The 14,102-nt window shown below is 64.4% G+C and carries 13 protein-coding genes; 8 read left to right on the forward strand and 5 right to left on the reverse strand.

The genetic code is table 11. The features are described 5' to 3' along the window. Positions 1–100: 100 nt before the first annotated feature. Positions 101–1,351, forward strand: a complete 1,251-nt coding sequence (gene serA, locus Q0602_RS25240) for a phosphoglycerate dehydrogenase (protein ID WP_298849036.1) — start codon at positions 101–103, stop codon at positions 1,349–1,351. Between the two features lie 78 nt (positions 1,352–1,429). Here the strand turns inward: serA and Q0602_RS25245 are convergent, their stop codons facing one another. Continuing rightward, positions 1,430–1,609 carry a hypothetical protein gene (locus Q0602_RS25245; RefSeq protein WP_149436131.1) on the reverse strand — a complete coding sequence of 60 codons (180 nt, stop codon included), beginning with the start codon at positions 1,607–1,609 and terminating at the stop codon, positions 1,430–1,432. A gap of 86 nt (positions 1,610–1,695) precedes the next feature. Next, positions 1,696–3,768 carry a TonB-dependent receptor gene (locus tag Q0602_RS25250; protein WP_298849038.1) on the reverse strand — a complete coding sequence of 691 codons (2,073 nt, stop codon included), beginning with the start codon at positions 3,766–3,768 and terminating at the stop codon, positions 1,696–1,698. Between the two features lie 211 nt (positions 3,769–3,979). Here Q0602_RS25250 and Q0602_RS25255 point away from each other — a divergent pair, with 211 nt between their 5' ends. Continuing rightward, positions 3,980–4,777 (forward strand): SDR family oxidoreductase, encoded by a 798-nt coding sequence (locus Q0602_RS25255; RefSeq protein ID WP_298849041.1) that lies wholly within the window; start codon positions 3,980–3,982, stop codon positions 4,775–4,777. Positions 4,778–4,859: 82 nt separating this feature from the next. Here Q0602_RS25255 and Q0602_RS25260 read toward each other — a convergent pair whose 3' ends face one another. The 3 genes from Q0602_RS25260 to Q0602_RS25270 all read right to left on the reverse strand — a co-directional run bounded on the left by Q0602_RS25260 (position 4,860) and on the right by Q0602_RS25270 (position 8,130). Continuing rightward, positions 4,860–5,600, reverse strand: a complete 741-nt coding sequence (locus Q0602_RS25260) for a DUF481 domain-containing protein (RefSeq protein WP_298849043.1) — start codon at positions 5,598–5,600, stop codon at positions 4,860–4,862. Between the two features lie 515 nt (positions 5,601–6,115). Continuing rightward, on the reverse strand, positions 6,116–7,336 hold the full coding sequence (locus Q0602_RS25265) for an amino acid deaminase (RefSeq protein ID WP_298849045.1): 1,221 nt from the start codon (positions 7,334–7,336) through the stop codon (positions 6,116–6,118). Positions 7,337–7,359: 23 nt separating this feature from the next. Beyond that, a complete protein-coding gene (locus Q0602_RS25270; RefSeq protein WP_298849047.1) occupies positions 7,360–8,130 on the reverse strand; it encodes an IclR family transcriptional regulator in 771 nt (256 codons plus the stop codon). A 165-nt stretch (positions 8,131–8,295) separates the two neighbouring features. On the opposite strand from Q0602_RS25270, the gene Q0602_RS25275 reads away from it, so the two are divergent. The 6 genes from Q0602_RS25275 (at position 8,296) to Q0602_RS25300 (ending at position 13,994) form a co-directional block, all read left to right on the forward strand. Further along, complete coding sequence (locus Q0602_RS25275) at positions 8,296–9,135, forward strand: transporter substrate-binding domain-containing protein (protein WP_298849049.1); 840 nt, start codon at positions 8,296–8,298, stop codon at positions 9,133–9,135. An 83-nt stretch (positions 9,136–9,218) separates the two neighbouring features. Next, positions 9,219–9,884 carry an amino acid ABC transporter permease gene (locus tag Q0602_RS25280; protein ID WP_298849051.1) on the forward strand — a complete coding sequence of 222 codons (666 nt, stop codon included), beginning with the start codon at positions 9,219–9,221 and terminating at the stop codon, positions 9,882–9,884. A 1-nt stretch (position 9,885) separates the two neighbouring features. Then, a complete protein-coding gene (locus Q0602_RS25285; protein ID WP_298849053.1) occupies positions 9,886–10,560 on the forward strand; it encodes an amino acid ABC transporter permease in 675 nt (224 codons plus the stop codon). After that, positions 10,557–11,321, forward strand: a complete 765-nt coding sequence (locus Q0602_RS25290; RefSeq protein WP_298849055.1) for an amino acid ABC transporter ATP-binding protein — start codon at positions 10,557–10,559, stop codon at positions 11,319–11,321. The genes Q0602_RS25285 and Q0602_RS25290 overlap by 4 nt, the downstream gene beginning before the upstream one ends. Positions 11,322–11,644: 323 nt before the next feature. Continuing rightward, complete coding sequence (locus Q0602_RS25295) at positions 11,645–12,508, forward strand: MurR/RpiR family transcriptional regulator (protein ID WP_298849057.1); 864 nt, start codon at positions 11,645–11,647, stop codon at positions 12,506–12,508. A 16-nt stretch (positions 12,509–12,524) separates the two neighbouring features. Next, entirely contained in the window at positions 12,525–13,994 is a 1,470-nt protein-coding gene (locus Q0602_RS25300) for an amidohydrolase family protein (RefSeq protein WP_298849059.1), read from the forward strand. Positions 13,995–14,102: the final 108 nt, after the last annotated feature.

Consider the following 14,102-nt stretch of genomic DNA (forward strand, 5'->3'; position numbering starts at 1 on the left):
GGGGGCTCCCCGCCCCGGTTCGCCAGATCTTCCCCATGAACGCGACGCCGCTCGTCATGCCACCGTCGCCACAAGCCGATGAAGAAGGGTTGATCCACCAATGGCCAAGACGTCTCTGGACAAGAGCAAGATCAAGATCCTCCTGCTCGAGGGCATTCATCAGTCCGCCGTGGACACGCTGCTGAACGCGGGTTACACCAGTATCGAGACGCTCTCCACGTCGCTGACCGAAGAGGATCTGATCGACAAGATCCGCGACGTGCACTTCATCGGCATTCGCTCCCGGACGCAGCTCACCGAGCGGGTCTTCGCCGCGGCGGAAAAGCTGACCGCCGTCGGCTGTTTCTGCATCGGCACCAACCAGGTCGATCTCGATGCGGCGCTCAGGCGCGCCATCCCGGTGTTCAATGCGCCCTACTCCAACACCCGCTCGGTGGCGGAGCTGGTCCTGGCCGAGACGATCATGCTGCTGCGCGGCATTCCCGAGAAGAACGCCCGCGCCCACCAGGGCGGCTGGCTCAAGTCGGCCAAGAACTCCCACGAGGCGCGCGGCAAGACGCTGGGGATCATCGGCTACGGCAGCATCGGGGCTCAGCTCTCCGTGCTCGCCGAAGGGCTCGGCTTCGACGTGCTCTACTACGACGTGGTGACCAAGCTGGCCATGGGCAACGCACGCCAGGTGGGGAGCCTTGAAGAGCTGCTCGCCCGCGCCGACGTGATCACTCTCCATGTGCCGGACCTGCCCTCCACGCGCTGGATGATCGGCACCGAGCAGATCGCGCTGATGAAGCAGGGCGGCATCCTGATCAACGCCTCCCGCGGCTCGGTGGTGGACATCGATGCGCTGGCGGAAGCGCTCAGGAGCGGCAAGCTGCTGGGCGCGGCGATCGACGTCTTCCCGGTCGAGCCCAAGGGTGCCGACGAGGAGTTCACCTCGCCGCTGCGCGGTCTCGAGAACGTGATCCTGACCCCGCATGTCGGCGGTTCGACCCTGGAGGCGCAGCAGAACATCGGCATCGAGGTCGCCGAGAAACTGGTGACCTACTCCGACAACGGCACCACCATCACCTCGGTCAACTTCCCGGAAGTGGCGCTGCCGTCGCATCCGGACAAGCACCGCCTGCTGCACATCCACGAGAACGTGCCCGGCGTGCTCTCCGAGATCAACCGCGTACTCTCCGAGAACGGCATCAACATCGCCGGTCAGTTCCTGCAGACCAACGACAAGGTCGGCTACGTCGTCATCGACGTCGACAAGGCCTACGGCAAGCAGGCGCTGGAGGCGCTCAAGCAGGTCGACCACACCCTGCGCCTGCGCGTGCTCTACTCCGAGAGCGACTATCAGGCCTGATAGCCGCCCCGATGTACCGTCGACCGACAAGCCGCCCGCGGGCGGCTTGTTGCGTCAGGACTCGAAAAAAACCGCCGCCTACGGCAGTTCGCCAGTGCCATTCTGACCGCGGGAAGCGTCCGCCGGATTGCTGGTCGGCCCCTCCTGAGGCACCCCGGGCTTCACCTCGCGCTGGCCATCGTTGTAGCGGTTGAACGTGCAGCCGCTGACGAGGGAGAGCAAGACCAGGGCTCCGACAAACGGGATGAAAGTACGCATAACGGTTCCTTGAATCATCGATGATGGCGGCGATACGCCGTCGCCGCTCTGGTGTTTTCCACCTCGAGGCATCGGGCTGCGATGCGTCAGAAGTCGATTCCGATACCAGCATAGACCGTTCGCCCCGGCGCTGGCTCGAAATAGCGGTCGTTACTGGCATTGATACGCACGTTGGCGTAATGCTCGACATCGAACAGATTGCGAACGCCACCGTAGAGCTTGAGCACGGTATCGCCGCCGAGACGCCAGCCATCGCCCCCGCGCAGGTTGACCAGCCAGTAGTCGCCGACGTGAACGTCGCCGGCGTTATCGGCCACCATATCGCCGACGTACTGCGTCTCGAGCGCCGCGAAGCGCCGATCCAACCCCTGCCAGGTCAGCCGATTGACCCAAGTCTGCTCCGGCAGTCCAGGTATGCGATTGCCACCGAAATCATCCCCAGTCTGGTCTTCGTAACTATCGAACTCGTAGCTGGCCAGCGTCAGCGCGCTGTCGATTCGCCAGCTCGGATCGAACTGCCAGCCCAGGGCGAGTTCGATGCCGTCACGATCGCTGTCGCCGGCGTTCTCGTAGAAGGTGCGTCCATCATCGCCCTCGTAGGGCACCAGTTCGTCGCGCACGCGCACCGAGAACATCGCCACGTCGTAGTCGAGACCGTTGTCGAAGTTGCCGCGCAGGCCGATCTCGCGATTCCAGGACTTCTGCGGCTCGATATCCGGATTGAAACCACCGATGCCGGCGGGATTGGCGAACTCGGAGAAGGTCGGCGTCTCGTAGGCGGTACCGGTATTGACGTAGACCTGATGGTGGCGACGGTAGCGGTAGCTCAGCCCGGCCGATCCGCTCCATTGATGGAAAGTGCGGTCGCCGCTGTTGTCGCCGTCACTGAGATAATCGTCGTCGATATCGAGATCGACCCGGTCGTAACGGCCGCCCAGCGACAGCGTCCAGCGCTCGGTAAGATCGAGATCGCCCTGCAGGAAGGTGCCGACCGAGGTGGCCGTCTGGGTCTCGTCGGCGACCTTGCCGGTCACGTCGCCATTGAAAGCGACGTTCTTGCGTCCGCGATCGTCTTCCTGACGCGCCAGGTCGAGTCCCGCCACATAGCGCAGCGGCATGTCGCCCACGCTCGACGTCTGGTGATACTCGGCGCTGGCGCCATAATAATCGCGGTTATAGTCGATCAGGCTATCGCCGGGATAAGGCAACTGCTGTTCGAAATCGCGCTGGAGGTAGAACCCCTTGAGGTAGAACTCGCCCGGCCCTGCCGATAGATCCTGGTACTGCAACCCCAGCACCTGCTGATCGACCGACTGGCCGGTGTCGTACTCCTCGGTGAACGCCCCTGCCCGATCGCGATCCTCATGCACCTGCTCGCGGGTCAAGCCCCCCGGATCTTCCGAGCGCGGGTTGTCGAGCAGGTTGACGATGGCCGTCAGCGCGCGATCGCTACCCAGCTCGCGGCGCAGCTTGGCGTTGAGCAGGTACTTCTCGGTCGAACTGTGGTCGCGATAGCCATCGACGTTGAGCGCCGACACGCTGATATGGTGCGACCACGGGCCGTTGACACCGCCGTTGCTGACCGAGGCTTTGCGATAACCGTCGCTGCCGCCCTCCATGCGGACATGGCTACCGGGGTCATCGCTGCCATCGGCGGTGGTGACGCTGATCACACCGCCGGCGGCGTTACCGTACTGGACGGCGGCCGGACCGCGGATCACCTCGATACGCTCGGCGCTGTCGAGATCGATGGCGTCGAGCTGGGCCTGACCATCGGGCAGGGTGTAGGGAATGCCGTCGACTACGACGATGATCCCGCGCACACCGAAAGGCGCCCGCGCGCCGAAGCCACGGATGGAGACCCGCTGCCCCTGGGCGAAGTTGTCGCGGTTCTGCAGGAACACGCCGGGCACCGTGACCAGCGACTCGTCCAGGCGAACCCGCTGCTGGCCCTGCTGGATCTCGTCGCGTTCGACCACCGAAACGGCGGCCGGCGTGGCGTATAGCTCACGGGAGAGTCGCGGCGCGGTGACCTCGATCACCGGCTGCGCCTGTGCCTGCGCGCGGGGCGAAGACGGTGCCGACGTGGGCTGCGCCAGCACGACGCCGGGTATGGCGGCGCCGAGGTACAGCGCCGTCGAGAGATAACGGAAGTTCATGGCGTTCCCTGCAATCAGAATGTCACCGCTTTTCCCGCGGCTTGGAATCGAGATGTGGCGTCAGAGGCACCATTCTTGCGCCTCGAGCCCACCCCCGCAAGGCGGCACCACCCTGGGCCGGATTGGCGAGAACCCGTGACCTCGACCATGCTGGAGGCGCGAACCCGGTAACCCTTCGCATCCATTCCGCATTAAGCAAGGAGGCTTGATCATGGATCTGGCGATTCGCGGTAAAACGGCGCTGATCACGGGCGCTCAGGGCGGCATCGGCCTGGCCACGGCCAAATGTCTCGCCGCCGAGGGCGTCAGTCTGGTGCTCAGCGATCTCGACGCCGACGCACTGTTCCGCGCCGCCGACGAGATCGACGGCGACCCGCTCTGCGTCGCCGCCGACGTCACCGACCAGGCCGAGGTCGACGCGCTGGTTCGTCAGGGCGTCGAACGCTTCGGCGCGATCGATATCGTCGTCCACGCCGCAGGCGTCACCGGTGCCAAGGGCGACCCGCTGGAACTCAGCGACGACGATTACGAACACGCCTGGCAGATCGACTTCTTCTCGGCGGTGCGTGTGGCGCGGGCGACCATTCCGGCGATGCGTGACCGCGGCTGGGGGCGCTTCATCTGCCTGACGTCGGAAAACACCGTTCAGCCCTACTGGGAAGAGGCCGTCTACAACACCGCCAAGGCAGCGCTAGGCACCTTCGTCAAGAATCTCTCCTACAAGGAAGCCGCCTCAGGGGTGCTGTGCAACACGGTTGCGCCGGCTTTCGTCGCCTCGCCGATGACCGACGGCATGATGAAGCAGCGCGCCGAACAGCTCGGCTGCACCTTCGAGGAAGCGATCGAGAGCTTTCTGGAGGAGGAGCGCCCCGGAATCGTCGCCAAACGCCGGGGCGAAGCCGACGAAGTGGCCTTCGTCATCGCCATGCTGGCGTCGCAGCACGCCTCGTTCGTCAACGGCAGCAACGTGAGGGTGGACGGCGGCTCGGTCATCTCGGTCCAGAGTTGAGGCGAATCGCGCCCCTCCCACCCACTGGCATGAAGAACGGGGCCGAAGCCCCGTTCTGGTTCTGCGTCTCTCGCCCGACGGATCACATGTTGTAGACCAGCGACACCCCCGTGGCGGTATCGGTCTGGCTGGACGCTCCCGGCGGCGGGCTGTCGTTGAACTCGACCTCGTAGGAGACCTTGAGCGCCAGCGCGTCGTTCATCGCCACCGTCAAGGCGGTTTCCGAGCGCCCGATGATGTTCTCGTCGGAGGCCTCGGCCGCCAGCGATTGCGAAAACTTCGAGGTCTCCGAGAACTGCCAGTCGTAGTCGAGCCCCGCATAGAGCAGGCCGACATCGTCGTGGCCGCCATCTTCGTACTCGTCGTGACGCACCCCCGGGCCGATCTCCACGGCCAGCGACTGCGGCGGACCGATCAGCAACTGGCGCCCGTAACCGCCGGCCAGGGTCGACTGGGAGTCGTAGCCGGAGAAGCGATCCTTGTCCCAGCGGGCCAGACCGAACAGGTAGTTGTAGGTAGAGAGGTTGTAGCGCGTCCGCCCGGCGACCAGATACTCCTCTGCCGAGGTCTCGTCGTTGTCGCTGGCGCTCTTGGTAGCCGCCTTGAAGCTGTAGGACCACGCCTGCCGGAACCAGGTCATGTCGACACCGGCACGCAGGCTCTCGCTGTTGCTGTTGCCGCTGATCTTGTTGTAGCCCAGCTCGGCGGTTCCCTCGAAGGGCTTCTCCGCCTGCGCCGGGTTGTCCATGACCTCGAAATCCTCGAGTTGGGCCTGCGCCATGCCGGCGCAGGTCAGGCCCGCGACACCCAGGCTGGCTGCCATGAGCACTCTCAGGTGCCGCGAATGTCCCTGAGCGGGCTTTCGTCCTTGATGATTCACACTGTCGGCCTCTTGTGGCAGTCGAAACGCGCCATACGTCGAATTGACGTCAGCGCTTTTCATTAGACTTAACCCACGACGAGGAAACAACCGAACGGTGTTTTACTCCTTATTTCCCTGTGAATTCATGCTTCCCTGCGAATTCATGGCGCCCGCCTCGGCGCGAGCAGGACATCGATGGGCGGGATATAAAAAAGGCGAGCCATTGGCTCGCCACAAACTTCCGTCAATGATTCGTTAGGTCTCATCCCGACGGAAGAGCGCTCGGGAGATGAACCGCGAGAGTACCGAACCGACGCATCGGCACGGCGCGCGTTTCACCCTGTCAGGGAGTTGCCGCCGACAACGAGACCCACCCGTCGTCGCCGCTCATGGATGCCAAGTTAAGCGAGCGACGACCGGGCGTCAATATTTATGGAAACCATTTCCACTTTTTAATGGCGAATGCGACACCGGCATCAGAAGCAGGTCTCGATCACCTCCTTCACCGCCAACCGGTCGTCGACCAGCAGCAGCTGTCGCCACTTGTCGAAGGTCAGGCAGGGATGCGAAGTGCCGAAGGCGATGACATCGCCGACCGCGATCCCGGCTTCGTCGGGAATCTCGAGAAAGACGTGCTGATCCATGATCTTCGTCGTTCGCCAGGAGCGGATGTCGATGGGCGCCGGGGCGCCAGCGTCGAGCCGGGGATAGAGACGGAGCGGCAACGGCAGGTCCGGCTCGTGGCCGATATCGCGCTTGCCCAGGGCGATGATCGCCAGGCCCGGCTCGGGTAACGACTGCACGTGGGCAAAAACTTCCAGCGCCGGCTTCAGTTCACCCTCGAGCTCCGGATCCCGGGCCTTGATCGCATCCATCGCACCGGCATAGAGCTTGTGATCGTGGACCACGTAACAGCCCGGTCGCAGTACCGGCGTGTAGTGCTCGCGCAGCTCCGCTAAGTCGAACGCCTCGGCGATCAGATCGAACCACTTGGAGCCGGAGGCGGTGACGATCGGCGCCTCGCGCTGGAGTGCGCCGCTGGCGCGGAGCGTCTTGACGGTATCCACCAGTCGCTCGCCATAGGCGCGCACCGCGGCGATCTCGTCGTCGCCACCGATCATGCCCTCGTAACCCTCGATGCCCACCAGCGCCAGCGCCGGCTCGGCCGCGATCGCCGCCACCAGCGCGTCGACCTGCGAGGCAGTACGGCAGCCACAGCGGCCACCGTCGATACCCAGCTCGATCAGCACGTTCAGTGTCAGGTTCCTGTCGGCGAAGAACGTCCCCAGGTCACGGACGTTGTCGGCACCGTCCACCACGCAGTAGTACTCCAGCCCCGCCTCGATGGCATCCGCCACCAGCGCCATGTTGGGCCGACCGACCAGCTGATTGACCATCAGTACCCGCGCTATGCCATGGGCGTGCGCCGCTGCCGTCTGCACCGCCGTGGCCAGGGTGATGCCCCAGGCACCCGCCTCGATCTGACGCTGGAACAGCTTGGGTGCCATGGTGGTCTTGCCGTGAGGGGCGAGCTTGGCGCCATGGGCATCGGCGAAGCGCTGCATCCACGCCAGGTTGTGGGCCAGCGGCGTCTCGAGTATCGCCGCCGCCGGCAGCGGCACGTCCGCCAGCAGCTGGGCAGGCGTCGACCGTGGGGTCCCTTTCTGTGGCGTCGCAGGGGGAGTCGTCTTGTTCATGATCTGTTCTCCGGATGGGGGTGTCAGCGGGTATCGGTCTCGCGGGAGAGCGAGCGGGACGCCTCGCGCAATGCCGTGAGCAGGGTGTTACGGCGCGCCTCGTCGGCGTCGCGGCCAATGGTGAAACAGAGCGTCGCCTGGGCCGGGCCGGCGCCCTCGTGGATGGGCGCGGCCATGCAGCAGGCAAAGCTGTCGACCAGCCCCTCGGTCAGGGCGTAGCCCCGACGACGCGTCGACTCGATCTCGGCGATGAAGCCATCGATATCGATACGCTCGCCGCTGGGCAGCACGAAATCTTCCTCCGGTATCAGTCCCAGCATCGCTTCCCGACTCATGCCACCCAGCAGCACCCGACCGGATGCGGTCCAGGGGATCGGCACCTTTACCCCGACTTCGGAGCTGATACGAAAAGGCCGGGCGCCATTCTCGTTGAGCATCACGGTGTACTTGTCACCATCCAGCATGCACAGCTGAGTGGTCTCGTCGAAACGTGCCGACAACTGGCGCATCACGGGTCGGGCCCGGCGCAGCAGGTCATTGTGGTCGGCATAGTCGAGACCGAAGTAGTGCATCGCCCGGCCGAAGAAAATCCGGCCGTCGCTCTCCGTCTCCAGCCAGCCCGCTTCACTGAGCAGATTGACCAGCTCGTAGACGCTCGACCGCGGCGCGCCGGTGGCCGCCATCAACTCCTTCGGCGTCATCGGTTGACGATGCAGATGAAGCTGTTCGCACAGGGAGATGACGCGATCGATGCCCCGGGCTCGGGGAGTCGATGTGGTACTTGAACGGCTCATATCACCTCGTTGACGTGTCTCTGGACTCAAGTCCAACGGCCTTGCCGGCAGCTGGACGACCCACTTGCGCAGGGGCGATGGATGGGTGCAGTATAAATTCATCCGGTAAATCGGACAACGATCCGATATATCGGACAAACAACAGCAACAAGACGAGCCCACTCCATGAAAACGATCCTCAAAGCGCTGAGCGCCGTTGCGGCGGTCGCCCTCATCCCCTCTGTTGCCGCCACGACTGCCCAGGCCGATACCCTGCAGACGGTTCTCGATCGCGGCGAACTGATCGTCGGCACCGGCAGCTCGAATCCGCCCTGGCACTTCACCGACAATGGCCAGACCGTCGGTTTCGATGCCGATATCGGCCACATCCTGGCCCAGGGCCTGTTCAACGATCCGAGCAAGGTCCGTTTCGTCAATCAGTCCTCGGATGCCCGCATCCCCAACCTGCTGACCAACAAGGTCGATATCTCCTGCCAGGGGATGACGGTCACGGCGGCCCGCGCCCAACAGGTCGCCTTCACCGTGCCCTACTATCGGGAAGGCGTCGGCCTGCTGATGCTCAAGGGCAGCGACTACGCCGACTATGATGCGCTCAAGGCTGCCGGCAGCGACATCACGATTGCCGTGCTTCAGAACGTCTATGCCGAGGAGATGGTCCATCAGGCCCTGCCGGAAGCCGAGGTCGACCAGTACGAGAGCCAGAATCTGATCTATCAGGCGCTCAACTCACGTCGCGCCAACGCCGTGGCCACCGATCTGTCGACCCTGAAGTGGTACATGAAGAACAACGCCGGGCGCTACATCGATGCCGGCTACAGCTGGAATCCGCAGTCCTACGCCTGCGCCGTCTCGCCGGATGACCAGCGCTGGTTGAACTTCGTCAACACCACCCTCGAGGAAGCCATGTACGGGGTCGAGTTCCAGCGCTATGCCGATGCGTTCGAACAGTGGTTCGGCGAGCGTCCTCCCGCACCACAGACCGGCTTCCCCGCCGAAATGCGCTAACCCCCTGACCCCGCCGACGTTGCCGGGCAACCTCGTGCCCGGCAACGCTCTCCCGAACCGCTTCCCCGAGCGGATGGACTGACATGAACTATCACTTCAACTTCGCCCCCATCCTGGAGCAGTGGCCGTTGCTGCTGAGCGGCATCGGTCTCGGCCTGCTGCTGGCGCTGGTATCGATCGCCATCGGCTCCGTACTGGGGTTGGTCGTGGCCTTCGCCAGTCGCGCTCCCAGCCCCTGGCTACGCAGCCTGGCCTTTACCTGGATCTCGATCCTCCGAAACCTGCCGATCCTGGTGATCGTGCTGTTTCTCTTCTTCGGCATGCCGCAACTCGGTCTGTCGCTGGACAAGATCACCAGCTTCGTCGTGGCCCTGTCGCTCTACGCCAGTGCCTACATGGCGGAGGTCTTCCGCGGCGGCCTGTTGAGCGTTCCCCAGGGCCTGGTCGAGGCAGGCCAGGCGATCGGCCTGACTTCGCTGCGGATCAAGCGCTACATCGTGCTGCCGATCATGTTCCGCAACGCGCTGCCGGCGTTCGGCAACAACTTCATCTCGCTGTTCAAGGACACTTCGCTGGCGGCCACCATCGCGGTCCCCGAGCTGACGTTCTATGCCCGCAAGATCAACTCCGAGACCTTCCGGGTCATCGAAGTCTGGCTCGTGGCGTCGCTGCTCTACATCGTCTGCTGCTACGCCATCACGCTAGTGCTGAGAGCGATGGAAAAACGGCTCGTGCTGGAGAAAGCCTGATATGGACTGGACCTACTTCTTCAACGAGGTCGTGAACAACCGTGATGCGCTGCTGCACGGTACGGCGATCACCTTCGCGGTATCGCTGATCGCCATTCTGGCCGGCACCGTTCTCGGGATCGTGATCGGCATTGCCGTCACCTACGGCAACAAGCCGTTGCGGTGGCCGGCCCGGCTCTACATCGACATCATCCGCGGTACGCCGGTGCTGGTTCTGGTGCTGGCGACGTTCTACGTCTCCTCCGCCGTGGGCTTCAACCTCACCGCCTTCCAGGCCGGCGCGCTGGCGCTCACGCTGTTCTGCGCCTCCCATGTCGGCGAGATACTGCGTGGCGCCCTGCAGTCGTTGTCGCGCGGCCAGATCGAGGCCGGCCGCGCCATCGGCCTCACCTTTGGTGGCATCTTTCGCTACATCCTGTTCCCCCAGGCGTTGCGCTACGCCCTGCCGACCTGGATCACCGCCGCGGTGGAGATGGTCAAGGCCTCGACGCTGCTGTCGGTGATCGGCGTCGCCGAGCTTCTGCTCACCACCCAGCAGATCATCAGCAACAACTTTCTCAACATGCAGTTCTACCTGCTGGCCGGGGTGATCTATTTCCTGATCGACTTCGCCATCGAGCAGGTCGGGCGTTTCATCGGTCGGCGTCTCGACCAACCGACGAGGAGAGCGGTATGACCCCTATCGTGGAAGTGCGCGATCTACACAAGCGTTTCGGCGAACTCGAGGTACTGAAGGGCATCGATTTCACGGTCGCCGAGGGCGAGGTCGTCTCGATCATCGGTGCCAGCGGTTCCGGCAAGACCACCCTGCTGCGCTGCCTCAACCTGCTCGAGGAGTTTCATCGGGGCGACGTGCTGATCGGCGGCGAGGCGATTGGCTACCACCTCCGGCGTGGCCAGCGGGTCCGCATCGGCGAACGGGAAGTCGCACGTCAGCGAGCGATGACCGGCATGGTGTTCCAGGCCTTCAACCTGTTTCCGCACATGAGCGCGCTGGACAACGTCACGCTCGGCCTGACCAAGGTCCGTGGCATGCCGAGGCCCCAGGCGATCGAACTGGCGGATCACTGGCTCGACCGGGTGGGCATGCTCGAGCGGCGGGATCATCGCCCTTCCCAGCTCTCCGGCGGTCAGCAGCAGCGCGTGGCCATCGCCAGGGCCATCGCCATGAGTCCCAAGGTGATGCTGTTCGACGAAGCCACGTCCGCACTCGACCCGGAGCGCGTCGGCGAGGTGCTGGAGACGATTCGATCCCTCGCCCAGGAGGGCATGACCATGGTGCTGGTCACGCATGAAATGCGCTTCGCGCGGGACGTTTCCGACAAGGTCGTGTTCATGGAGGATGGCCGAATCGCCGAACAGGGCCCGCCCCAGCGGCTGTTCCTGAATCCCGAGTCGCCGCGGCTGCAGGCGTTTCTCAAGACCTCGTCGTTCTAGCGCTTCTGACTGCCGGTCCGTTCGAGCCTCCCGGACGGGCCGCTCGGCAGTGGTATTGCCCAGGGTTTGTACGAAAAGTCGACGAGCGAAGGCAAGACGAGGCAAAAATCGGCGAAATAGCGGAGTTTACGGGGTGTAAATGAGCATCTTGAGCCGATTTTTAACGCAGTATTGCCGAGCGCAGACAGTTTTCGTACAGAGCCTAAGACTTTGGGCGGGATTTTGCGCCACTGAAAGGTAATAACTTTCAACTCAAATATTTTTGAGTTAGAAAGTATCAGGCCAGGAAGAGCATCCCCGAAGTGACGCCGAAGGAAAGCCACGTGAGCCAGCAGATCGACATCCTGTCGCATATCACCGCCTGTCTGCCGAGCCTGCGCGAGGCGGAGAAGAAGGTCGCCAATCTGATCTTCGACGATATCGACTTCGTCGCCGAGGCGAGCATCGGCGAGATCGCCAGGCGCGCCGCGGTGAGCGATGCCACGGTGACGCGCTTCGCCCGTGCGGTGGACTGCCGCAACGTGCGCGATCTCAAGACCCGCCTGACCCGGGCGCTGGCGGCAGGCCGCCGTTTCATCCAGGAAGCCAGCGAGGACGATGGCCTGGGGGTGATCTACGACACCGCCGCCCAGACCCTGGCGCTCAACCGCACGCTGATGGAGCAGGCGGATATCGAGGGCGCGGTGGCGATGCTCGACGACGCCCGCCAGATTCTGGTGTTCGGCGCCGGCGGCGGTTCGACGGTGATGGCGCAGGAGATGCAGTTCCGGCTGGTCCGGCTCGGCTATGCAATCAGCGCCTATCCGCAAGCGCTCTTGCCGCGCATGGTCGCCTCGACGCTGGAACCCGATGACGTCGTGGTGGCGCTTTCGGTCACCGGCTACACGCCGGAAATCAATGAGGCCGCGGAGCTGGCGCGTGAATACGGCGCGCGGGTCCTGGCGATTACCGCTACCGGCTCGCCGTTGGCCAAGGTCGCCGATATCACGCTGCCGCTGGCAGCCCGCGAGACCGACTACATCTATTTTCCGTCGTCGTCGCGCTACGCCATGATGGCCGCCATCGACATGTTGGCCCTCGGCCTGGCCCTGCGTCACCGCTCGCGCACCCGCGACAAGCTGCGACGACTCAAGATCACCCTCGATGCCCATCGCGGCGGCGACAACCGCCAGCCGCTGGGGGATTGAGAATCCGGGAGCTCCCATGTCTCACGATTTGCTGATTCGCCGTGCCAGTCTCATCGATGGCAGCGGACGCGAGCCCTTCCTCGCCGACCTGGCGATCGACGGTGACCGGATCGTCGCCATCGGCGATCTGGGTCACCTCGACGCCCGCGAGACGGTCGAGGCGCAAGGACTGGTGCTGACGCCGGGGTTCATCGACGTGCATACCCACGATGACACCAATGTCATCCGCACTCCCCAGATGCTGCCCAAGCTCTCCCAGGGCGTGACCACGGTGGTGGTCGGCAATTGCGGTATCAGCGCGAGCCCGGTGCGACTTTCCGGCGAAGTGCCGGACCCGATGAACCTGCTCGGCCGAGCGGAGGATTTCCGCTACCCCACCTTCGCCGCCTACGCCGAGGCGATCGAGCAGGCGCAACCCAGCGTCAACGTGGCGGCGCTTATCGGCCATACCAGCCTGCGCAGCCAGGTCATGGACCGCTTCGACCGGGCCGCCAGCGACGACGAGATCGCCGCCATGCGCGAGCAGCTGGAAATCGCGCTGGCCGAGGGCGCCGTGGGCATGAGCTCCGGGCTCGCCTACCGCAACGCCTATCACGCCCCCACCGCCGAGATGAACAAGCTGGTCGAGACGGTCGGCCGCGCCGGCGGCGTCTATACCACCCATCTGCGCGACGAGTTCGCCGGGCTCCCCGAGGCGATGGACGAGGCCTTCGCCACCGCCAGGCACGGCCAGGCGCCGCTGGTGATCTCGCACCTGAAATGCGCCGGCGCCGGCAACTGGGGTAACGCGCCCAAGGCGCTGGCCAAGCTCGACGACGCCGCGCTCTCCCACGGCGTGCACTGCGACTGCTACCCCTACACCGCCGGCTCCTCGACGCTGGATCTGGGCCAGGTCACCGACGAGATCGACATCTTCATCACCTGGTCCGACCCGCACCCGGAGATGGCGCGCCAGCCGCTGAAGGCGATCGCCGAGCAGTGGGAGCTGTCGCTGATGGACGCCGCCCGGCGCCTGCAGCCGGCCGGTGCCGTCTATCACAACATGAGCGAGGCGGACATGCGTCAGGTGCTGTCGCATCCGTTGTCGATGGTCGGCTCCGACGGTCTGCCCAACGATCCGCATCCGCATCCGCGGCTGTGGGGTGCCTTCCCGCGGGTACTCGCCCACTACAGCCGCGACCTGAAACTGCTGCCGCTGACCGAGGCGGTGCGCAAGATGACCGGGCTTTCCGCCGCCAATTTCGGCCTCACCGACCGCGGCGAGATCCGCGTCGGCGCCTTCGCCGATCTGGTGCTGTTCGATCTCGACGCCCTCGAGGACACCGCGACCTACACCGCGCCGATCGCCAAGGCGAGCGGCATCGAGCTGGTCGTCGTCAACGGCGTGGTCAGCTACCGCCAGGGCGAGGCCAGCGAACATCGGGCCGGACGGCTGCTGCGGCGCCAGGTCCGGCTGTCGGCCCGGCCTTCCCGCACCGCATCATGATTTTTCACTCGCATTACCCACCCGATCATTGAGACAACCCAGGAGAAAACCGTATGAGCATCAAACGTTATGGCGTCGAGGGCGGCGTCGGCACCGGCGGCCAGAAAC

The sequence above is a fragment of the uncultured Salinicola sp. genome (assembly GCF_937921195.1).
Classification (GTDB): Bacteria; Pseudomonadota; Gammaproteobacteria; order Pseudomonadales; family Halomonadaceae; genus Salinicola.